The 23,119-nt window shown below is 38.0% G+C and carries 21 protein-coding genes, 1 tRNA gene and 1 pseudogene; 7 read left to right on the top strand and 16 right to left on the bottom strand.

The features are described from left to right. Positions 1-26 precede the first annotated feature (26 nt). Both FKZ43_RS08285 and FKZ43_RS08290 read right to left on the bottom strand, forming a co-directional pair. Positions 27-108: transfer RNA gene (locus tag FKZ43_RS08285), tRNA-Leu, on the bottom strand. Positions 109-194: 86 nt separating this feature from the next. Continuing rightward, complete coding sequence (locus tag FKZ43_RS08290) at positions 195-716, bottom strand: hypothetical protein (protein WP_140945420.1); 522 nt, start codon at positions 714-716, stop codon at positions 195-197. A gap of 101 nt (positions 717-817) precedes the next feature. On the opposite strand from FKZ43_RS08290, the gene FKZ43_RS08295 reads away from it, so the two are divergent. The 4 genes from FKZ43_RS08295 to FKZ43_RS08310 all read left to right on the top strand — a co-directional run bounded on the left by FKZ43_RS08295 (position 818) and on the right by FKZ43_RS08310 (position 4,584). After that, positions 818-1,723, top strand: a complete 906-nt coding sequence (locus FKZ43_RS08295; protein ID WP_140945421.1) for an FAD:protein FMN transferase — start codon at positions 818-820, stop codon at positions 1,721-1,723. A 2-nt stretch (positions 1,724-1,725) separates the two neighbouring features. Then, the gene (locus tag FKZ43_RS08300) at positions 1,726-3,066 is read left to right on the top strand and encodes a hypothetical protein (protein ID WP_140945422.1); all 1,341 of its coding nucleotides are present in this window, start codon (positions 1,726-1,728) and stop codon (positions 3,064-3,066) included. Between the two features lie 70 nt (positions 3,067-3,136). After that, entirely contained in the window at positions 3,137-3,643 is a 507-nt protein-coding gene (locus FKZ43_RS08305; protein ID WP_140945423.1) for an FMN-binding protein, read from the top strand. After that, positions 3,640-4,584 carry an Aq_1264-related membrane protein gene (locus FKZ43_RS08310; protein WP_140945424.1) on the top strand — a complete coding sequence of 315 codons (945 nt, stop codon included), beginning with the start codon at positions 3,640-3,642 and terminating at the stop codon, positions 4,582-4,584. The genes FKZ43_RS08305 and FKZ43_RS08310 overlap by 4 nt, the downstream gene beginning before the upstream one ends. On the opposite strand, the gene FKZ43_RS08315 is transcribed toward FKZ43_RS08310, so the two are convergent. Genes FKZ43_RS08315 through sppA form a run of 3 tightly spaced genes read right to left on the bottom strand, consistent with a single transcriptional unit; the run spans position 4,556 to position 9,386 of the window. Next, a complete protein-coding gene (locus FKZ43_RS08315; protein WP_140945425.1) occupies positions 4,556-5,395 on the bottom strand; it encodes an NAD+ synthase in 840 nt (279 codons plus the stop codon). The two genes, FKZ43_RS08310 and FKZ43_RS08315, sit on opposite strands and share 29 nt — an antisense overlap. A gap of 15 nt (positions 5,396-5,410) precedes the next feature. Next, the gene (locus tag FKZ43_RS08320) at positions 5,411-7,009 is read right to left on the bottom strand and encodes a Gfo/Idh/MocA family oxidoreductase (protein ID WP_140945426.1); all 1,599 of its coding nucleotides are present in this window, start codon (positions 7,007-7,009) and stop codon (positions 5,411-5,413) included. 7 nt (positions 7,010-7,016) lie between these two features. Beyond that, positions 7,017-9,386: a signal peptide peptidase SppA gene (sppA, locus tag FKZ43_RS08325; protein ID WP_140945427.1), complete on the bottom strand. Its 2,370-nt coding sequence runs from the start codon at positions 9,384-9,386 to the stop codon at positions 7,017-7,019. A gap of 97 nt (positions 9,387-9,483) precedes the next feature. Between sppA and queF the strand changes: the two genes are divergently transcribed. Next, complete coding sequence (gene queF / locus FKZ43_RS08330; RefSeq protein WP_140945428.1) at positions 9,484-9,879, top strand: preQ(1) synthase; 396 nt, start codon at positions 9,484-9,486, stop codon at positions 9,877-9,879. Here queF and nikR read toward each other — a convergent pair whose 3' ends face one another. The 11 genes and pseudogenes from nikR to FKZ43_RS08385 all read right to left on the bottom strand — a co-directional run bounded on the left by nikR (position 9,880) and on the right by FKZ43_RS08385 (position 21,257). Beyond that, a complete protein-coding gene (gene nikR / locus FKZ43_RS08335; protein ID WP_140945429.1) occupies positions 9,880-10,290 on the bottom strand; it encodes a nickel-responsive transcriptional regulator NikR in 411 nt (136 codons plus the stop codon). Next, entirely contained in the window at positions 10,287-11,072 is a 786-nt protein-coding gene (locus FKZ43_RS08340) for an inositol monophosphatase family protein (protein WP_140945430.1), read from the bottom strand. The genes nikR and FKZ43_RS08340 overlap by 4 nt, the downstream gene beginning before the upstream one ends. A gap of 19 nt (positions 11,073-11,091) precedes the next feature. Continuing rightward, positions 11,092-11,805: a 16S rRNA (cytidine(1402)-2'-O)-methyltransferase gene (gene rsmI / locus FKZ43_RS08345; RefSeq protein ID WP_140945431.1), complete on the bottom strand. Its 714-nt coding sequence runs from the start codon at positions 11,803-11,805 to the stop codon at positions 11,092-11,094. After that, positions 11,805-12,563 carry a polysaccharide deacetylase family protein gene (locus tag FKZ43_RS08350; RefSeq protein WP_140945432.1) on the bottom strand — a complete coding sequence of 253 codons (759 nt, stop codon included), beginning with the start codon at positions 12,561-12,563 and terminating at the stop codon, positions 11,805-11,807. The genes rsmI and FKZ43_RS08350 overlap by 1 nt, the downstream gene beginning before the upstream one ends. Further along, the gene (gene dut / locus FKZ43_RS08355) at positions 12,560-13,009 is read right to left on the bottom strand and encodes a dUTP diphosphatase (RefSeq protein ID WP_140945433.1); all 450 of its coding nucleotides are present in this window, start codon (positions 13,007-13,009) and stop codon (positions 12,560-12,562) included. Before dut ends, FKZ43_RS08350 begins: the two co-directional genes overlap by 4 nt. 52 nt (positions 13,010-13,061) lie before the next feature. Beyond that, entirely contained in the window at positions 13,062-15,056 is a 1,995-nt protein-coding gene (locus FKZ43_RS08360; protein WP_140945434.1) for a sodium-translocating pyrophosphatase, read from the bottom strand. 163 nt (positions 15,057-15,219) lie between these two features. Beyond that, complete coding sequence (locus FKZ43_RS08365) at positions 15,220-17,475, bottom strand: T9SS type A sorting domain-containing protein (protein WP_140945435.1); 2,256 nt, start codon at positions 17,473-17,475, stop codon at positions 15,220-15,222. Between the two features lie 77 nt (positions 17,476-17,552). Further along, a complete protein-coding gene (gene hutI, locus FKZ43_RS08370) occupies positions 17,553-18,797 on the bottom strand; it encodes an imidazolonepropionase (protein WP_140945436.1) in 1,245 nt (414 codons plus the stop codon). Between the two features lie 2 nt (positions 18,798-18,799). Beyond that, entirely contained in the window at positions 18,800-19,015 is a 216-nt protein-coding gene (locus FKZ43_RS08375; RefSeq protein WP_140945437.1) for a DUF5320 family protein, read from the bottom strand. Between the two features lie 14 nt (positions 19,016-19,029). Then, a complete protein-coding gene (locus tag FKZ43_RS08380; RefSeq protein WP_140945438.1) occupies positions 19,030-19,950 on the bottom strand; it encodes a TIGR01777 family oxidoreductase in 921 nt (306 codons plus the stop codon). Positions 19,951-19,956: 6 nt separating this feature from the next. After that, positions 19,957-21,257, bottom strand: a pseudogene (locus FKZ43_RS08385) (glycine--tRNA ligase). A 154-nt stretch (positions 21,258-21,411) separates the two neighbouring features. Between FKZ43_RS08385 and FKZ43_RS08390 the strand changes: the two are divergent. Next, positions 21,412-22,743: a TldD/PmbA family protein gene (locus tag FKZ43_RS08390; protein WP_140945439.1), complete on the top strand. Its 1,332-nt coding sequence runs from the start codon at positions 21,412-21,414 to the stop codon at positions 22,741-22,743. Between the two features lie 18 nt (positions 22,744-22,761). Continuing rightward, complete coding sequence (locus tag FKZ43_RS08395; protein WP_140945440.1) at positions 22,762-23,112, top strand: YkvA family protein; 351 nt, start codon at positions 22,762-22,764, stop codon at positions 23,110-23,112. Positions 23,113-23,119: the final 7 nt, after the last annotated feature.

Below are 23,119 nucleotides of genomic sequence, written 5' to 3' on the forward strand. Positions count from 1 at the left end.
AAAAACCCATCCCCTATGAAAATTTGTGCCGAGGGCGGGACTCGAACCCGCACGGGTTTCCCCACACGCCCCTCAAACGTGCGCGTCTACCAATTCCGCCACCTCGGCAAAAGTCATTTTAAATATAGCAAATCAAGATTTTAAAATCAAGAATTAAAAAAGAAGGGAAGGGATTTCCCCTTCCCCTCAAAAAATTATCTATAAAACACCCTTAAACCGAACTGCAAATATCTTGGCGCATATGAACTATTTGGCTGTCCAAAATTAGCTAAAGGATTTCCACTGGCATCATACATACGATTAAAGTAACCCGCTGCGTTAAACCAATTGAAAACATTAAAGGCATCAAAAATTAAAGCAATTCTATAATAGCCAAATTCAAATACCTTACTCAACCTTATATCAACTATCTTATACCAATACCTGACTTTCCTCCAATCAAGCGTCCAAATACGCGTATCGCCTGGCCAATCATCTCCATAGAAATTATTATCATTCAAATCTCTGCCATCAATTACATTAAATGGTCTGGGCGAAGCCAAAGTTGCTATTCCACTGAATTGGAAACCAAATGGCAAATTAACAATCCAATTTAAAACAAAACGATGTCTTTCATCTGCACTGCTCCTTTGCATCCTATAGCTTGATGCAAAAGGATATGCCGGTGGGGTCACGCCATCAAAATCTGAATAAGCCCAAGATAAAGTGTATGACAATTGCAAAGTATAACTTTGCGTTCACCCCCACCACCCAAAACTTGACTTTTTACACATCCTTTATTATATTTTATTTAGATTAAATCTAAATTAATAAAACGATGCTAAAACTTTTCGCAATTTTGCAACTTATATCGCTGATATTACCACCGCCACAAGGAAAAAGCTATTATCTAATGGGAACATACTCATACATTGAGATGCCAAGCGCGGACCTTAACAAAAAAGCATACAAAATCCTGCACGACATTGAAACAAAACTTTCAGATTATATTGACTCGTCCGAGGTCTCAAGGATAAACGCAAATGCAGGAAAAAACTTCCTAAAGGTTTCAAGTATAACAATGGAAATGATAAAAAAAGCAATTGAAGTGTCAGAGAAAAGCTTTGGGTATTTTGACATAACAATCGGTGCCCTGACGATAAACGCTAAAAGGTTGAAAAAAATTGACGAATTTAGAGCAAAAGAACTTGTTAACTTCAAAGATATATTAATAAAAGGAGATAGTGTGATGCTTAAAAGAGAGAACATGGCGATTGACCCTGGAGGCATAGGCAAAGGATTCGCAATTGAAATGTGTTACAAGAAACTTAACTCAAAGAAAGGTTTCATCTCAATTGGCGGTGATATGAAAATATGGGGACATAAAAGAACGATAGCTGTGAGAGACCCAAGAAATGGCACATCATTGGTTCAAATGGTTAATTCAAAAGATGTTAGCATCTCCACATCGGGAAATTATTTGAGAAAGCACATTGAGACGCCAGAAGATGATGTGCTTCAAGTGACCGTTGCACATGAAGATGGAGGATTTGCTGATGCTTATTCAACCGCAATCTTTGCGATGCCAGAAAAAATGAGAAGAAAATTTATTGAAGATAACCCGGATGTTGGAGTCTTAATCGTCTACAAAGATGGCTCAATCTTTATTAACAAAAGGTTTATGGAATTTTTTGAAATCTTGCTCTTCAAAACAAATTCGGAAAAACAAAGGAGGAAAAATTAACCATGATTAAGAAATTAATGTTGATCGCATTAACACCACTTCTATTACTCTCACAAACGCAAGAGGAAAAGATAAAGCAACTTGAGGAAAAAATTAAAAAACTTGAAATGCAGATATCACAATTTCAAATTCAATCCGAAGAAACACAAAGATTGCGCCAAGAAATTGAAGCAATTAAAGAAGAAATCAGACAATTGCGCCTTGAGGTGGCAATGCCAGAGATAGAATTGAAATCATACTTCGGACTTGGTCCAGCAGCTTCAAAAATTTATTACACTCCCAGAGGTCTTTCAATAGCTGGTTACGGTGAAATTACATATGAGAATTTCCTTGATAATTCAAAAACTGACAGAGGGGATGTCCTGCGCTTTATCCCCTATATCGGTTATAAGTTCTCGGATAAAATCCTTGTTAATTCAGAACTTGAAATTGAACACGCTGGAATTGGTAATGTCGCAAGTAGGAAACCAGAAGTTTATGTTGAATTTTTGTATGTTGATTTCATTTTGAGTTCAAAATTTAACCTCAGAACAGGTTTATTTCTCGTCCCTTCAAGTAGAATGAACGAATATCACGAACCGCCGGTTTTCTTCGGGACATTGAGACCTGATGTTGAAAGATTCATAATTCCAACCGTTTGGAGAGAAATTGGAATTATGGCTTATGGAGATATACTTAACGGGCTGTCTTACAAGCTTGGAATTATGAACGGATTGAGAACTGATTTGATCACAACTTGGATCTCTGATGGAAGACAAAGAGGTGCTACTGTTAACTTTGATAAATTTGCGGGTGTGTTGAGATTTGATTTATCAGGTATAAAGAATCTTAACATAGGCACTTCTTTCTATTATGGTGGAGGAAGCGATAAAGCTGGAGCTGAACAAAAAGGAAATGAAAGCGCACTGTTTAGATTGTGGCTACTTGAGGCTCAATATCAGATTGGAAATGCATCGGTCAAAGGTCTTTATGCACTTGGTAGCGCTTCTGGAAATTCATCTTACACCTCAAAAACACGCTCCAAACTCGTTTACGGTTTTTATGTTGAAGCGGGTTATAATATCATTCCATTGCTTTACCCTGAATCAATCGTCTCCCTTTCCCCATTTATCAGATATGAAAGATACGATTTAAATCGTGATGTCTTCACAGGTAATGCCGATCCATCTAAAAACAGAAGTGTTCTAACGCTTGGAATTGACTTCAAACCCCATCCTCAAGTTGTTTTGAAAATGGACTATCAAATTCGCAACACGATGTCAAATTTACAAGTCGGGAAAGGAACAGGATTAGATGAGTGGAAAATTGATCAGTTCAACTTGGGGCTCGGCTTCATATTTTAATGTAAGCCATTTTGAGGTTAAACCCGCCTGGGATTCCCCAGGCGGTTTTTAAAACAAAAAATTAAACACTATGTCAACCCTTTTATTAACTTTTCTACTTTTTCAAATCGGGAAACCAGAAAAGATTTTAAATGAAATTTACCCCAACTCCAAAATTGAGATAAAAAATATCGTCCTTTCTGAAACGCAAAAAAATAAGGTTAAAGAACTCTCCGGGGTTGAAATTGAAGGCAAGCTCGTAACATTTTACCTTGTCAAATTTAACGATCAAGTCAAATTTTACGGTTTCGTAGATGTGCATATCGTTAGGACTCTACCAGAGGTTGTGCTTTATGTTTTAAATGATAGAGGTGAAATTGAATTAATTCAAATTCTCTCTTTTAAAGAACCGCCCGAATACAAAGCAGATGATAACTGGTTGAAATATCTGAAAGGCAAAACACTTGGTAAAAATCTTTTGCGTTTGCGCCGAGATGTCCCAAACATGACCGGTGCAACACTTACAGCAAAAGCGATAACCGACAATGCAAGAAAAGTCATCGCACTTTGGAAAGTGATTTTTGGTGAAGTGAGATGAGATTCTTTTGGACTGGAAACTTAAAAAATCCAAAGCCAATTGGTTTTGCTTTGGCTTTTTTCATCCTTTTCCTTATTCTATTCTGGATTGGAAATTTTGTTAACTTTTGGTTCAAGTTTGAATTTTCAGTTGAAAAGATCGGCAATTATCTTTTCGGTGAGCCAGATTTCCCATTGAAAATTTCACCAGCGCAAGTTCTGGAAGAAGCGCACATAAACTTATTCGTCATCGGAATTTTATTTTTATGTCTTTCAGCTTTGTTAATTTACTCACAACTAAAAGATAGAGCAAAAATATATCTTATCGCTTCCACCAGCGTCTCTGGAATTATTTACATTTTTATTGATCTTTTAATTTTATCCCTTGGGCGGGAATTTTCATGGCTGAAAATTTTCGCGTTTTCGCTTTTCCAATTAGTAATATTAATTGCCTTAATAATCATTATAACCTTTCCAAAACTTGACAACAGAAATGGGAAAAAATTTATCGCCTATATCGTCTTCATCTTCGCAATCTTAAATTTAATCTTCGTTGTGATAAACCTTTTCGTCTATTCAGAGAAGATCGGTCTTTCAATTTCACAAACAGGTGATTATTATTTGGGTAATCCTCAAAAACTCATAAAGCAAAAATCAATTCAAGGCGCAATTTCAATCTCACAGCTTCATTTCCTGCCGATGGCGATTTACATTTTAACATTAGCCCATTTCATTTATCTTGTTAACGAAAAATTTAACCTCAGCCTCACACTTCTTCTTTTTTCAATGTCTTTAATTGACAACATATCGGGAATTTTAATTTTATACTTCGGTAAGGTCTTTGCGGTTGTCAAATTTATTTCCTTTCTCTCCTTGGAATTCCTTCTCTTTGTGTCATCATTATTAATCATTTTAAAGATGATAAGTTCAAAGTTCAACTTCCCCAATCGCGGGCGTATCTGAAATCAATATTTATTGTTCTATATGAAATTTTCGCAATGATCGGCGGACGCCTTTTGAACTGATTTCGCTGAACCATAAGTTTCACCTTTTCAATTAACACCCTTTCAAATCCAAGTTCAATTAATTCTTCATCCGCTTTTCTTTCATCAACCATGAAGTAAAGCAGTTTATCAACCTCTTTATAAGAAATACCAAGCTCGTCCTCATCCGTTTGTCCAACCCAAAGGTCGGCGGTTGGTTTTTTCTCTATTATTTTTCTTGGAACCCCAAGCTCTTCAGCAAGTTGCCAAACCTGCGTTTTATACAAATCACCGAGAGGATTTATAGCACTTGCCATATCGCCATAGAGAGTACCGTAACCAAGAAGAAGTTCAGTTTTGTTGCTTGTCCCAATCACGAGAGCTTTCTCACGAGCTGAAAGGTCATATAAAATTATCATTCTCATCCTCGCCATGACATTCCCGCGTCTGATGTTGTTCATATCTGGAAACCTTTCAAAATATGGCTCACACATTGGAGTTATATCAATTAATTCGCTCCTTATCCCAAGATTTGAAATGACAAGTTGTGCATCTTCAATGCTATCTCGCGAACTCGTCTTGTAAGGCATCATCACACCAAGGACATTTTCCTTACCGAGGGCTTCGGTTGCAAGATAAGCTGAAACAGCCGAATCAACCCCACCAGAAACACCTATCACTGCTCTGTTAAGACCAAACCGTGTTGTTTCCTTTCTTATGAAATCAACGAGAATCTTGCGCACAAACTTTGTGTTAAGCTTTAAGTCTTTAGACCTTTCAAGTATTTCCATAGTTTGAACCAATGATTAATTTTCAATTTTCGTTACCTTATTTCCTCTTTTTTGATAACTTCTTCCGCACCTTTTGCAGACCGCTTTACTTTTTTTGAAGTTTATTTTTTCTCCACATTCACAAACCCAACCTGTCAACTTTGCTGGGATGCCGGTGACGATTGCATAGTCTGGGACATCCCTTGTAACAACAGCACCTGCTCCAACCATTGCCCAACGCCCTATCGTTATACCGCAAAGTATCGTCGCATTTGCCCCAATTGTAGCACCTTCACGAACAAGCGTCGGAATCCATTTGCCACCTTTGGGATATTTCGCCCTTGGGTTGATGTCGTTTGTAAACACAGCCGAGGGACCTACAAAAACATAATCCTCAAGCGTCACAAGATCGTAAACAGAGACATTATTTTGAATTTTTACCCCATTCCCTATCACAGCCCTTGACCCAATGAAACAGTTTTGTCCTATGACACAATTTCTCCCAATCTTTGCCCCACTCATAATATGCGTGAAATGCCAAATCTTTGTCCCTTCACCAATTTCACAAGGTTGATCAATCACAGCTGTTTCATGAGCAAAGTAATTTGATCCCATTTTCAATTTAACACCGTTATTTCTTAATGATTCACTCGCAAGTTCAAGAACTTTCAATACATTTATTGACTCTAACCCATCCGTCAACGGTTTTTTTCTTAAATTAACACATTCAACGAAATGAAGACAAGCATTCCTCAGAGGTTCATCTTTAGGTATATCAATGACTTCTACATCGGCTTTTTTAGCAACTGGGAGAGAATTAATCCATTCAACTTTGTGTGGATAAAGCACAAGTTTATTTTCCCTTTCTGTATCATCAAAGACAGCCATCTTCTTCGTCCCTATGACAACGAGTTTTTGCTCCTTGTATGGATGAATCCAACTGACAAAGATATGAGCCCTGATTCCATTTTTAAATTCAAGATGCGTAACAGTTACATCACACGGTATCTTTGAAATATCATTTAAACCGCTTGAATTTGCTTGAGTATCTTCTGTAAAGAAATAACTTCCGCCAAAAGAGGAAACTTTTTCCGGCACTTCACCCGCAATTGAAAGTATCAGGGAGACATCGTGCGGGGCGAAACTCCAAAGCGTGTTTTCCTCACGCCTAAACTTTCCAAAATTTAACCTGTTTGAATAAATATATTTTATTTCGCCAAGTTCTCCATTTTTTATTAGGTCTTTAAGCTTCTGCACAGCGGGATGATACTGAAGGACATGGTCAACCATTAAAATTAAATTTTTCCCCTCGGCTATTTTCACAAGTTCAACCGCTTCATCAACTTTCAGCACCAATGGCTTCTCCACAAAAACATCCTTGCCCGATAATAAAAATTTCTTTGCAAGTTCATAGTGCGTTTCAGACGGCGTTGCAACTGCAACAGCTTTTATCTCGTCATCTTTAAGAATTTCCTCAATTGAATTCGTATAAATTGCACTATACCTCTCTTTAAGTTCATCAAAATTTGTCTCATTTATATCGCAAACTACTTTTAAAACGCCAATCTCATAAAAATTTCTGACAAGATTTTTCCCCCAGCTTCCCGAACCAACAACAGCGATGAACTTTTTCATACCATTTTCAATCATTTTTTATAAACAAGGAATTCATCACTCGTTCAACTATTCCAAGCTCAAAACCTAAGAGTGAAGGAACGGTATAAAACTTTACCTCATACTTTTTCAGTTTCAACTTTTCTCCAGCATATGCAATCGCTTGACTTAAACCACCGAATTCATCTACGAGCTTTAACTTGAGCGCTTGAGCTCCAGTGTAAACTTTCCCTTGAGCCAAATCTTCAACTTCATCAAGCGTCATATTTCTATTCTCCGCAACCTTTTGCTTAAATGAAATGTATGTATATTCAAGCATCTCTTCAACCTTTTTCTTCTCAATATCTGTCAGATGTCTTATGGGAGAAAACATATCTGAATGTTCCCCTTCTTTATATTGTTCAATCTTGATTTTGAGATTATCGTAAAGTTTTGAAATGACCGGTTTGGCAAAGACGACACCGATACTTCCAGTTAGTGTAGCTGGGCTTGCAAAAATTTTCTCCGAACCGCACGAGACATAATATCCACCGCTTGCTGCAATGTTACCAAAGGAAACCACAACCGGCTTCTTCTTCCTTGCTTCTTTAAGCGCAGTATAAATTTCATTTGAAGCAAGCGCAGAACCACCCGGACTGTTAACTCTTAAAATTATCGCCTTAACGCTCTTATCCTTTACAGCCTGATGGATTTGCTTGACGATTGTTTCAGAACCAGTTATTCGCTCACTCAGAAAAGGAAACGGAATCGGCGGTTGACTTTCACCTGTTAGAATTGAACCATGGACACCTATAACAGCTATCTTCGGAACCTCACCCCAGGATGTTTCCCAATCCCTTCTCGCTCCGACTTTTACAAGATTCACTTTTTCATCATCGCGTTTATTAGCAAGTTTATTCACCATTTTTTTCGCCTCATTGTAAAAACCTATCTCATCAACTATACCGAGCTCCTTTGCCCGCGATGGTGTCACAATGCTTGAAATTTCGCTGATCAAATCATCAGTGAATTCAATTCCCCTTGCCTTTGAAATCTGTTCCATCATCTGCCTATGAATATCCTCAGCAAGGGATTTGATAAGTTGCGCTTGCTCAGTCGTAGCTGAATCGGTGTAATAAGAGTGAAATGTTGACTTAAATTTTCCAGCAGTCATCGCATCCCACTCTATGCCGAACTTCTCAAAGAAACTTTTAAGCCGTTCAACATTTATAATCGCCCCATACCCGACTATCATACACTCAGGAGCGATGACGATTTTATCTACAACGCTTGCGAGGTAAAGTTCATTTACGCTTGCACTTTCACCACCGAGATAAGCAACAACTGGTTTCCCTGCTCTCTTGACTTTTTTAACCGCATCAACTATTTCCTGTGTAATCGCTTCAAGCTCATAGATTTTTATCTCCCCAGAAAAGGGATAAATTTTTAAAATCAACCCATTTATGTCTTTATCCTTTGCTGATCGTTCAATTTCAGAAACTATATCATGAACACTTCGCCTTGGCTTTGAAAAAATTGACGGCTGTTCTTTGTAATCGGGAATCACACCTTTTATTTCCACCTCAGCGATTCTCTTAACAGGATAAAATGAAGTTGGAAGAAACTCACTTGAATAAAAAGTTGAAATGGTAAATTTGGAGTTTATTTTGTTGCCGTTTGAGAAAAATTTAACTCCAGCGTTTTGAAAATTAATCGTAACCCCGAAAAGCAAAACTTTTTCCCTTTTGAAAATTTTTGAGTTATCAAACAATGCACTGATCTTCAAGCCATCAATAATTTTAAATTCAGCACCATACTTGTAATTTGAGTTTTTTAATTTACCTTTGTCATTTATATAAACATCCGCAGACAAGGTCAATCTATCATCACCTATCGGTCTAAGTCCTGCCCCAAATATGTATTTTCTTTCAAAAGGCGTTGCTCTGAAATATCTTCCTGTCAAGTTTTGAAGAACAAACGAAAATGCAACGAACTCAAATGGTCTTGAAAGAAATCCGATGTTAAATGATGTTTTAAAGGGTTCATCATTTACTTTAATGTAATCAATCCCAAATCCACCAGTGAAATTCCTTTTGCCAAAGCCGAGTGAAAAAGATAGAAGCGTCATTGAAGAATCGCCAAATTTTTCCGACTTTAAGCCCAACCCCGCTCTGTTATTTTGAAAAAGAAATCCCAAGTCAAAATTTTTTGATAACGGCTTGTTAAAAGTTGAAACATAAAAATTGAAGTTTGTATGATGTTTAATACCTGTGATCGCTGGATTAAACCTTATGCCATCGGCGCCCTCAGTTGTTGCGCTAAACAAATATCTTTCAATTATTGGAGGGTGAAGGGTCTGCGAGTGTAGGTTTAAAAACGCAAGAACTGAAATCAAAAAGGGGAAAATTTTAATTTTCATAAACACAAATCTTCTTTATTTGACTTGGCAGTGTAAATATAACACTTTGATAAAATTTTTAAAAGAGGTAAATTTTCAAAAAAACTTCTGGAAGTTTATGGAGGATAGAAAGTTAAAATACGGAGAAGAGGCAATCTTAAATGCACAACTTGAAACCTGGGAAAATCCATATCCCGACAGGGACTACAAAATTGAAATAACATTTCCTGAGTTCACTTGCCTTTGCCCAAGGTCAGGGTATCCTGACTTCGCAACGATAAGGATAACCTATATCCCCGATAAATATATCGTGGAGCTTCGCTCCCTTAAGCTTTACCTTAACAAATACAGAAGCGAGTATATATCTCACGAAGCAGCTACGAATAAAATTTACGATGACCTTGAGAAACTTCTAAAACCGAGATTTCTTGAAGTTGTTGGGGATTGGAATCCGAGAGGCAATGTTAAGACGATAATCACCGTCTCATCAAAGGATAAAGAAACGGTAAAGTAATCAAACTGCTGTTAAGACAATTTTCCCATGTTTAACTCCTTTTATACTTAGGGCGAGGTCTGCTATTTTTTTCAGTTCGCTTGCTCGCCCTTTCATGACAACAACTTCAAGGCAATGGTCTCTGTCAATGTGAATATGCGTTGTTGAAATTATTTTATCAAAATGCTCGTGTTGAATATCGGTTAATTTCTCCTCAAGTTCTCTTTTGTTGTGGTCGTAAACGAACGAGAAAATCCCAAAACAAACCTTATCTTTTTCAATTGCTTCTTCAACAAACTTTTCCCTGATCATATCCCTTATTGCTTCCGACCTATTGGTATAACCTCTTTGTTGTATCAAACGGTCAAATTTTTCAAGAAGTTCATTTTCCATTGATACGCCGAACCTAACGACATACTCCTTTTTCTTCATCTCGTCTTAAGCCCCTTTTTTATAACTTCCAGCATTTGTTCGTGTATCAAGCCATTGCTTGCGACGATCCCTTTCGTATAAATGTTGAAATCATTCCCATAAAAATCGGTGATTTTCCCACCCGCTTCCTCAACTATGATTTTACCTGCAGCTGTATCCCAGGGGTTCAAATCAACTTCCCAAAAACCATCAAGCCGGCCGCAAGCCACATAAACAAGGTCAAGCGCTGCTGAGCCAAGACGCCTTATCGCTTGCGCCTCCATCAAGAAATTAACAAAATGTTCTATACAATTGTCTGGATTTTCTTTGACATTGTATGGGAAACCAGTTGCAAGCATACTTTTTATCAATTTGTTCGTCTTAGAAACCGAAATTCTTTTCCCATTTAAAAAAGCACCTTTCCCCTTCTCAGCATAAAATAGCTCATCAAGGTTCGGGTCATAAACAACACCTAATATCACCTCACCTTTAAACTCAAGCGCAATTGAGACACAAAACACCGGAAATGAATGTGTGTAATTCGTAGTCCCATCAAGCGGGTCAATAATCCACCTGAAATCCGAACCCGGATTTGTCTCCCCGCTTTCTTCAGCAAGAATGCTATGATTTGGGAATCTACTTTTCAAAAAATCAATTATTTTCCTTTCAGACCCCTTGTCAATTTCAGTGACAAGATTTATCTCTTCTTTTTTCTTCTCAATGTTTTTAACTTTTCCGAGATTTAATTTCAAAAATCTCCCCGCTTCTTTCGCTGATTCAATCGCAACCGACAAATAGTCCATTTCTTTTAACTTTTTGTTTTCAAAATTCAATTCTTTTACTTTCCTCTGCCCCCGCTATAACTATCACACACTCGCCTTTCTTTTTCTTCCCCACAAAATAATTCACTACCTCAATGACATTCCCTCTTACTATTTCCTCATCAGGCATCGTCAAGTTAAAAGCAACGCATATTTTTCTATCAACGCCCAGAACCGCACCTATATCCTCAAGCACTGGGATTATCCTATAAGGCGTTTCAAATATTACAACGGTTCTCTGCTCTCCTTTTAATCTTCTCAGTTCTTCCCTTCTCCTTTGTCTTTTTTGTGAAAGCCAGCCATAATAAACAAACTTTTCAATGTTAAATCCAGATACGATAAGAGCAAGAAGCAAGGCCGAAGCCCCGGGAACAGGGACAATTTTTATACCTTCCTTTATCGCTTGTTTTACAAGCAATGACCCGGGGTCGGAAAAAACCGGAGTCCCTGCGTCAGAGATCAATGCGACATTCTTCCCCGATTTTAAGTCGTTTATAATTTTTTCAACTTTCAAACTTTCATTGTGCTCATTTAAAGTGTCAATTTCCTTTGGCTCTATCTGATAAGTTGATAAAATTTTTCTCCCTTCTTTAAGTTCCTCGCAAACTATCAAGTCGGCTTCCTTCAAAACTTTAAGGGCTCTAAAAGTTATATCATCGGGATTTCCAATAGGTGTGGCAACAAGATAAAGAGTCCCAATCTTAGGTGCTTCCATCACTTGTGGAAAATTTTGTTTTTAGCATAATTTATCAAAACCGTGAATTCAGATAATGAATTTATCAAATTTAACTTGAGCTTTTCAAATTTCGCCTCCCCTATTTTTCTCTTCAAAGAAGCGGTGGAATCAATTGTATAAACTGCAAACCTATGATAAACCCCGTTAACTTTTCTCCCGTTTGTCAAAACGTAAACACCTTCATATCCACATTCAAACGCTATGCGAACTATATTTTCATCATATCTACTGAAAGGTGGGGCAAATGACTTCACCACCGTGCCGAGATTTTTTTCAATTTCATACTTTGACGAACCAACTTCAAACTTTACATCTTCATCATCAAGAAGCGTCAAAGCGCGATGATTCGCCGAATGGGAACCAATCTCCCAGCCATTGTCAAATAAAATTTTGATCTGATCCCAATTCAAATGCTTAAACTTTATACCAAAGCCAAAATCCCAATCGTTTGATTTCCCAACAAAGTTTGAAATAACGAAAACCGTTGCCCTAAAGCCATATCTTTTCAAAATCGGAAACGCATAGTGAAAAACATCCTCATATCCATCATCAAACGTGATGCATACAAATTTTTCATCCGTCGCATTTAAACCCCTCGCCTCGGAAACAGTTATCCCTTTATAACCCTGCTTGCTTAAAAACTTTATCTGCCTTTCAAACTGACCAGGCGAAACCCTCGTTATCCCAAATTCAAATTTTGTATCAACTTTGTGATATGTTAAAATTGGAATTTTCATATCCCGGTATGACCGAAACCACCAGAAGCTCTTTTTGTTGTGTTAAGTTCTTTAACCTCATCCCATTCAATTTGCACATATTTAGATATAACCATTTGAGCGATCCTGTCACCTCGCTTAACAACAAAGTCATCTTTCCCGAGATTTATTAGGATCAACTTAATTTCACCGCGATAATCTGAATCAATTGTGCCTGGTGAGTTTAGCAAAGTTATCCCGTAATTTAAAGCAAGCCCGCTTCTTGGTCTTATTTGCGCTTCATACCCTGGTGGAAGTTCTATAGCGATTCCCGTTGGGATTAGTTTTATCTCACCTGGCTTTAAAATAACATCTTCCGTTACATCAGCGAAAAGGTCCATACCGGCTGAACCCTCAGTTGCATAAAATGGCAATGGGATATCAGAGTTATCTCTGAGTCGGGTTATTTTGACGGTGATTTTTTCCATTTTGAATAGAAAAATTTTAAAGCGGGGGCGACTGTATGTCGCCCCTAAAAAATCACTTAAATAAAGCGGAGAATAATTGTTCGTGGAATTTAGCAAGCACAACTCCAAAGACAAGGGAAACAATTGACATCAACTTTATAAGTATATTCATTGAAGGTCCACTTGTATCTTTGAACGGGTCACCAACGGTATCACCGACCACAGCTGCTTTATGCGCATCCGAACCTTTTCCGCCAAAGTTTCCAGCCTCAATGTATTTCTTTGCATTATCCCAAGCCCCACCACCATTTGCCATAAACAAAGCGATCATCACACCCGAGGCAATTGCTCCAGCTAAAAGTCCTCCAAGTGCTTCAGGACCAAGGACAACCCCAACAAGAATAGGAACAACTATAGCAAGAATCCCTGGCAAAAGCATCTCCTTCAATGCGCCAGCGGTTGCTATATCAACACATTTTGCTGTGTCTGGTTCAGCTTTGCCTTCAAGAAGCCCTGGTATCTCCCTGAATTGTCTCCTTACTTCTTCAACTATCTTAAACGCACTTTTCCCAACAGCTTCCATTGTTAAAGCCGCAAATAAAAATGGCATTCCAGCACCAATTAAAAGTCCAATAACTGTGTTAGCATGCATCAAATCAATTTTGTTAAGTCTAATCGTTTGTGAATATGCTGTAAAAAGTGCAAGTGCTGTCAATGCAGCAGAACCAATAGCAAAACCCTTCCCAATTGCAGCGGTCGTGTTTCCAAGCGCATCAAGTTTATCGGTTATTTTTCTTACTTCAGGTCCAAGGTGAGACATTTCAGCTATACCACCCGCATTATCTGCAATCGGTCCATACGCATCAACCGACATCGTAATTCCTATCGTCGCAAGCATACCAACAGCCGAAATAGCTATACCATAAATACCACCAGTTATGTAAGAAATGAAAATCGCAATAGCTATAGCAAGCACTGGATATGTCGTGCTTTTAAAACCAACCGCTATACCAGTGATTATATTTGTCGCTGCACCAGTCGTAGCAGATTGAGCAATTGATTTAATCGGTGAGCCCGATGTATAATACTCACTTAAAAGCCCAATGGCTATCCCTGCAAACACCCCGGAGACAATTGGCCAGAAATATTTCAAATCACCAACAAGATTTTTCACGACAAAATATGAAATAACGATAAGCAAACCTTCAGCTACAAATGTTGAATAACGCAGAGCTTTTTGAGGATCAATGTTCTGAAAAACTCTTATTGAAAGTGTTGCAAGAAAAGAAGCTATTGTCCCAAACATTACAATGGCAAGGGGAAGTATCATAAAATTTTCTTTATTTGAAGGCATTGTTGTCCCAACTGCGATAGTTGCTATAACAGAACCGACATAAGATTCAAAAAGGTCAGCTCCCATTCCAGCAACATCACCGACATTATCTCCGACATTATCAGCTATAACTGCTGGATTTCTCGGGTCATCCTCAGGTATGCCAGCTTCAACTTTTCCGACGAGGTCAGCCCCAACATCAGCACTTTTTGTGTAAATTCCACCTCCAACCCTTGCAAATAAAGCGATTGAACTTGCACCCATCCCAAAACCAGTTATCACCGTTGGGTCATTTTTGAAAAGCAGATAAAAAATTCCAAGACCGATTAACCCTACACTTGCAACCGTCATTCCCATAACTGCTCCACCAGTAAAGGAAACGACAAGAGCCTTATTTTGACCCTGCATAGCTGCTTGTGCTGTCCTTACATTTGCACGGGTTGCAGAGGTCATACCAATAAATCCAGCAACCATTGAGGACAACGCTCCGCTTACAAACGCGATCGCAGTTTCAATTCTTATCACAGCCCACAAAATAACGAACATAACGACAATAAAAAATACCAAAGTTGAATATTCCCTTTTGAGGAATGCAGATGCCCCTCTTTGAATAAGACGAGCGATCATTTGCATTCGCTCATTACCCGCTGGTTGTTTCAGAACATAAGAAAACAAATAGAGCGCGTATAAAATACCAAGAACACCAACAATCGGAACCCAAATTTCAAGCGACATCAATTAAAACCTCCGCTTTGTTTTTGATTTGCGAATTAAATTGAAATTTAAAATAAATTTAAAAATCGGTTTTTAAATTTTCAAGATATGCCAATTGAAGGGCAACTTTAAGGAAGGCAAAAAGAAAAAGGGAGAGGATTGTTAATCCCCTCCCAAAATCTTATTACTTTACTAAAATCATCTTTTTCACATCAACGAACTTGCCCGCCTCAAGACGGTAGAAGTAAATACCACTTGGCAAACCGCTTGCATCAAATCTGACATTATACCGACCAGGTTCTTGCTCACCATTGACCAAAGTGGCAACTTCCTGACCAAGCAAATTATAAATGACTAATTTAACTTTTGCCCTAACAGGTAAATCGTATGATATTGTAGTTGCCGGGTTAAACGGATTCGGATAATTTTGATACAAAGCAAATGTTGAAGGAATCCCAACAGTCTCATCACGAGTAACATTTGTAATAATGGCGGAACTAACAAATGCTCCAGTTGCTGGATTGAAGAAAAGAACTAATTCCTTTTTAATGAGCTTGTCCTGTTCAAACTTCTCACCGCTATAATCAGCACCCCAATAAATCTGACTCGTGTCTATCCCAAATTCCGAAAACGGCACTTGACCGAGATAAAAAGTCAAGCTGGTCAAATAATCAACCGAATCGCTTCTAAATGCACTCCCACCATTTGCTTCAGCTCGTAATAAAATTTCAGGGCTATCAAGATATGAACCAATATCAGTCAATGCCCTATTGATTTCAAAAGGCAAAATCCAAACTGAATCTACTGTTGTTGAACCAAAGAAATAATGAACTGAAAATTTACCCTTCGTTGGACTCTCATATCCGTAACTTAAAAATGTTCCCTTACCATCAATCAATGTATCACCTAAAAAACTATAATCAACGAGAAATACATACATCAATTTAGAGTCGCTTGCATAACTGCGTGCCAATGAATCAACCACTCCAAATTTTTCCTTTGCTGTCACAGGGTGAAGTGAAAACTCAGATTTATAAACAACCTCGCCCGTCACAGGATTAATAAACAATGTCAAACCTTCCGACCAATCAAGATTTGTATATCCAACCGTCCAGAATACTTCAGTTGTGTCAACCGGTCCTCCAAAAATTCTGCCCAATGAATAAAATATATTCGTTGCGTTAGGATTCTTGCTTCTGAAAGATGAACCGCCATTTGCCTCAGCTATAGCGAAAACGGAGTCACTATCAATGAAGCTTGCTGGAACTTCAACAAAATAAGCAAGTGTGTCAGGATAAGAGGTTGAGCTGATACCAAATGGACTTACAATTATATCAATGCTTACCTTTTGACTTGGAGAATAAAATTGGTAACCTGCAAAATATACCTTCCCATCAAGCGTTGAATCAGGAAGCTCTGCGAAAGGTCCTTCGCCAGCAAAAACATATAAGAGTTTAGCATCACTTGCCACGCTTTGAGCAATTGCTTTCACTGTGTCAAGCTTTTCCCTGACGGTAAATGGTCTCAATCTCCCAGATACATTTAATCCCGTCAAGTTTCCACCCGATACATTGACCGGGTCAGGTTGCCCGTCACCATTTTGATCATAAAATAAGAGCAAATCATTTTCAAAAGTAAAAATACCATCTCTACTTGTATCAAACACAGCAAAAAGATAATATCTACCATCGCGAACATATTTTATTTGGAACGAGAAATCAGAGTTAATATTCGCAGCGTATTTTACATTGACATCTTCACCTGCAAATGGATTAGCATCAAGCAAAGCAACAACCCCCCACTTTGGATCAACGCTTGTCACCTTCTCCGGTATAGATAAGCTTTGAGACAAACGGAATATGTTAAACTCTGGAAGTTTGATGTTCAAATCCCTTCTAAAATTGTTCGCCCCCAAGATTTTTTCTAACGAAATCTTTGCCTCTTTAAAACTCAATTCAAATTTCCCCAAATTTACAGAGGTAACTCTTGGATTTGGAACCGTTACCGTTCCGCTCACAGTTCTTTGCCCAATTACTGGCGAAGTTGTAAAGTTAAGAACATAAGGGGTTGCAAGCAAGTCGCCATCCGTTGAATACGCGCCCAATAAGATCACACAATAATCAGTATTAGGGCGTAGCTTTACCCAACCACCGACCTCGTTGGGTGATGGTCCCAAATATGGAGCGCCAAATTCAACTGAATCAATGGGATCAAAACTGAGAAAGTTAAACGGTCCAAGCGGTATATTAGCATCTCGTGGAAACGACTTTGTCAGATCAACATGTTTAGAAAAAACAAATTTTAAAAGTACTGAATCGGGCGCAGATTTAACCCCAAATTCTCCATCAGCAGGGGTTGAGCTAATGACAATAAAAGGTTGTTGTGATAAAGAGATGGAAAAGAATAAAATTAACAATGAAAAAATAATTTTTTCGCGCATGGTGACCACCCTTTTAGTTTGAAATTCAATTCAATATAAATAGAACCTTACAAAAAACAAAGTGATCTGTGTCACATTTAAACCCGAGAAAATTTAATTTCTCCCCCAACGAAGACAGCTTTGATATGGTTTTCACCGAAAAAGTATGGTATCATTTGATAATCGTCAACATCAAACACCAAAATATCAGCCCTTTTTCCTACTTCTATACTTCCCGTTATATTTGAAATGCCAAGTGCTCCTGCCGAATTTAAAGTTGAAGCAACTATTGCCTCCTCAATTGTCATTCTCATTTGAGTGCAAGCGATTGTCAACATCAATTGCATATTTAAACTTGGGCATGAGCCAGGGTTAAAATCTGTTGCGATGGCAACTGGAATCCCAGCGTCTATTAATTTTCTTGCAGGTGGGTAGCGATAATTTAAAAAGAAAGAAACCCCGGGAAGCAAAACTGCAATTGCGTTTGACCTTGATAAAAGTTCAATGTCGCCATCGCTTACATTTTCAAGGTGATCAATTGAAATTGCTCCAACTTTGAGGCCAACCTTTACACCGCCACAGTTTGAAAACTGTTCTGCATGTATCTTCGGCAAAAGTCCAAATTTTTTGCCAGTGTTAAGTATCGTCTCGGATTCCTCTGGTGTAAAATAGCCATCTTCACAGAAAACATCGCAAAATTTCGCAAGATTTTTTGAAGCGATAAACGGAATCACAGTATCAACTAAAAAATTAACATATCCCTGTTTTTCATCTTTAAACTCCGGCGGGACCGCATGCGCCCCTAAAAAAGTCGGAACAGTCATCAAGGGATTTTCATTTATCTCATTAATGACTTCAAGGATTTTGATTTCATCTTCAAGGTTTAAACCATATCCACTTTTTATTTCAATTGTCGTCGTCCCAAATGTAAGCGCCTTTTCAGCATAATTTTTAGAAATTTCAAGAAGCTCCTCCTTCCTCGCTTTGCGCGTTTTTTCAACAGTTCTTATGATACCCCCACCCATTTCCGCGATCTGCTGATAGGTAAATCCCTTTATCCTTAAATTGAATTCATCTTCCCTTGTCCCTGCAAAAACGAGATGTGTATGAGAGTCAACAAACCCAGGCATCAAAACTTTACCCGTCGCATCATAAATTTCAACCTCATCATATAATCCAAAATTAAAATCAAGCGCTCGCCCAACCCATTGAATTCTCCCATCTTTTACAAGAACGCTCCCATTCTCAATCAAGAAAATCTCACCCTGTTTCTTACCGCGCTTAACACTTTCACCAAAAGACGCAACGGTGACAACCTGCTTAGCGTTATGAATTAAAATCATCTTCAACCCTCTTTTTTCAAGCGCTCAATCTCCCTGTTAACTTCCTCAAGCTCATCTTCAAGCTGTCTCTTATAATCCTCAAGCATCTCAATATACTCTTCCTTCGTGATATACGGACGAAATCCCGAACAGAAAGCTTCAAATGGTGGAAATCCAAATCCAAACCAAAATCCCCCAAACCTTCGCCCGAATCCTCTATGATGCCTTCGCCACCACATGGCAGATTAAAATTTTATTTCTTAAATAAATCTTTCAAAGCCGTCTCTATTTCCGCATATTTAAATTCAAATCCAGCTTCAAGTAATCTTGATGGCTTTACCCTTACACTTGAAGTCAAAGCGACATCTGTTAATTCTTTTCCAAACAAAATTTTCAAACCGAAAATCGGAACCGGAAAAAGAGCGGGTCTTCTTAAAACCTTTGCAAAAATTTTCGTGAATTCCTCGTTCGTCACTGGATTTGGAGAGACAACATTATAAACCCCTGAAATATTTTCATTTTCAATTGCGAACTTAACCGCACTGACAAGGTCATCAATATGAACCCACGAAAGCCACGCCTTGCCGTCACCGATTTTTCCTCCAAGACCAAGTTTAAACAAAGGGATCAATCTTGCAAGAAATCCCCCGTCTCTGCCAAGAACAATCCCTATTCTTAAAATTGCAACCCTAACGCCATAATCTTTTGCCCTTTCCGCTTCAGATTCCCAATCAATGCACAATTGCGCAAGGAAATCATCGCCATAAGAAGAATTCTCATCTATTAAGCCATCACGCTTGCTCCCATAAATCCCTATAGCCGAAGCTGAAACAAAAAGTTTTCCTCTTGAGTCAACCTTTGAAAAGGCATCAACGATTTTACGCGTTGAAAATATGCGCGACTCCCTTAACCTCTTCTTAACATTTTCTGTCCATCTTTTAGAGATGTTTTCACCAATAAAATTCAAAACCGCATCCGACCGCTCAATTATCTCAATTGGAAAATCTTCCGTCTGAGGATTCCATTTAAAGACCTCAAATTTCTTAAATTCATCAGGGACTTTATCGGGATTTCTACTTGAGATCAAGACATTATACCCACTTCTTGAGAGTTCCTCCGCCAAATGTCGCCCAATGAACCCAGTCCCACCAGCTATTGAAATAGTTTTTTGCATGCTGATTTAAAGTTTTATTTTTTCTTTAAGAAAATCAAGCGCTTCACTTTTATGAATTCTCTCTTGTTTCATCGTATCCCTATCGCGAACGGTTACAGTCCCATCTTGCAGAGTTTGCGAATCAACCGTGAAACAAAACGGCGTCCCAATCTCATCTTGTCTCCGATACCTCCTCCCTATTGAACCGCTATCATCATAGAAGACCTTAAAATGTGGTTTTAATGATTTATAAATTTCCCAAGCTATCTCGGGCATATTATCCCTATTGACAAGCGGTAAAACAGCTGCCTTTATCGGCGCAAGGAAAGGATGTAACCGTAAAACAGTTCTTATCTCCTTGCCCGTGTCCTCTTCGTCATAAGCATTTATCAAAACCGCAAGCAATGTCCTATCACAACCAGCAGATGTCTCAATTATGTATGGAATATACTTTTGTTTTATCTCATCATCATAATAACTTAAGTCCTTCCCCGAGTATTGCTGATGCCTTGATAGATCATAATCCGTTCTATTATGAATCCCTTCAAGCTCCTGCCATCCAAATGGAAATTCAAATTGAATATCATAAGCTGCAGATGCGTAATGCGCAAGTTCATCTGGACCATGTTTATGAAAACGTAGCTTCTCTGGCTTTATCCCTATCCTCAAATACCATTTATACCTTTCTTCCTTCCATACCTCAAACCATTCCATATCAGTCCCTGGTCTGACGAAAAATTGCATCTCCATTTGTTCAAACTCACGCATCCTGAAAATAAAATTCCCCGGGGTTATCTCGTTTCTGAAAGCTTTTCCAATTGTGCTATCCCGAAAGGTATCTTTCTCCTCATTGAGACATAAACATTTTCAAAATTAACATAAATACCCTGAGCGGTTTCAGGTCTCAAATAAACTATGTGCGCCTCATCTTCAACAGGTCCCATAAATGTTTTGAACATAAGGTTAAATTTCCTCGGTTCTGTTAATTCACCACCGCATTCGGGACATTTCTTCAATTTCAAATTCTCCTCTGGAATTTGATCAGCTCTGAAGCGCAATTTACAGGATTTGCAATCAACGAGAGGATCGGTAAAATTTTCAACATGACCGGACGCTTCCCAGACCTTTGGGTGCATAAGTATTGAAGCGTCAAGACCTTCAATATCATCCCTTTCATAAACCATAGCCTGCCACCACGCCTGCTTGATGTTATTCTTAAGTTCAACCCCAAGTGGACCATAATCCCAACAAGCATTTATACCACCGTAAATCTCACTTGACTGGAATATGAAACCCCTTCTCTTACATAGTGATACAAGCTTATCCATAATTTGCGTTTGCTGAGATGTCTCAGCGTTCTTTTTCGCCATTGCCCGCAAAATTTGTTTTTCTGAATTTTTCTAAAATTTAACGCTTTGGTCAAAAATTTCAAAGTTTTATTGAAATGTTTTAAATTTACAAAAAAGAAGAAGGCAAAATGAGATGGATTTGATAGAGCTTGCCAAGTCAATAATTTCAAAAGCAACCAAAAACGGCGCCGATGAATGTGATGTCTTTATTTCAATGGATGAGGAATTCTCTGTAACAGTAAAAGACGAAGAAATAGAATCGTTAAAAAATGCTGTCACAAAGGGACTTGGTATAAGGGTGTTTAAAGATAGAAAAATTGGCTTCGCATATACAACTGACTTCTCACAATTCGCACTTGAAAAAATAATTGATGAAGCAATTTTACTCGCCAAAAACTCAACCCCTGAGCCAGAAAACACCCTGTCCGAAAATTATGCTCCAAAAAGCAGGGAAATAAAAATTTTTGACCCATCAATTTACTCAATAAACGTTGAACAGAGAATAAACATAGCTAAAGAAATTGAAAGAAAGGCAAAATCATACGATCGCAGGATAAAAGTTGAATCAACCGGATTTGGAAGTTTAATTCAAAGACGAACAATAGCAAACTCTAACGGATTTGTAGGTCAATATGAAGGAACAATTTTTGAAATTTACTGTGCAACGATTGCGACTGAAAATTCAGATAGTCAAACCGGTTTTTATAATTCAGTCGGGCGATTTATTGATGATTTAGAGCTACCAGAAAATGTTGCTATAAAGTCAAGCGACAGAGCTATTAAACTCCTCAACCCGAGGAAAATTAAAACTGGGAAATATCCCGTTATATTTGATCCAACAACCGCTCCAGTGATAATTTCATATATTGCAACTGCAACTAACGGGAAAAATAGTTTTAGAAAAATGAGTTTTCTCTCGGATAAAATTGGTGAAAAGGTCGCGGGGGAAAATATAACCATAATTGATGATGGATGCCTTGACGGAAAAATAGGGTCAAAACCATTTGATGACGAAGGTATTGAAACTAAAGAAAAATTTATAATTGAAAATGGCGTTTTAAAGACATTTCTCCTTGATTCAATCACCGCCAAAAAATTCGGTCAAATACCAACAGGTAACGCTCACAGAAGATATAACACGATACCTTCACCTTCACCTTTGAATTTTTACCTGAAGCCTAGCAATAAAGACCCCGAAGAAATAATAAAGCAAGTCAAAGAGGGATTACTTGTGACTAAATTAATTGGATTTGGTGTTGACATCGTGTCGGGGAACATCTCAAAGGGAGCAAGCGGTCTTTGGATCAAAAACGGTGAAATCGCATTCGCAGTTGATAAAATTACAATCGCTGATAATCTGTCAAACATGTTGACAAAAATTTCAATCATCGGTAATGATCTGATCTTTTACGGAAATATCGCTTCACCAACTTTTCTAGTTGAAGAGATGACAATAGCAAGTTAAATAAATTCTTTTACCACTATGAGTGAAAATTTCAACGAAATAATCGGATCAGATGCATCAATTCATATAAACGGAAAGATAAGCGAAAAAGAAATTGAATATGTTGAGAAAAATTTTTGGTCAAAGCTTGCAAGTGTTAAAGGAAAAGTTGGCTTCAAGCGTGATTTGATAGCCCTGTATAAATATATGAAAGACCCCCAAGTTCCACTCATAAAAAAAGCAATTGTTATATTTGCGTTAATCTATTTTATCCTTCCCCTTGATTCAATCCCTGACATTTCACCGATAGTTGGATTTCTTGATGACATTGGGATAGTTGCGATGGTAATTAAGTATTTGAGCAAAGAAATTGAGCCATATTACGATTAAAGTAATC

It is taken from the genome of Candidatus Thermokryptus mobilis (assembly GCF_900070205.1).
In the GTDB taxonomy this organism is placed as follows: Bacteria; Bacteroidota; Ignavibacteria; order Kryptoniales; family Kryptoniaceae; genus Kryptonium; species Kryptonium mobile.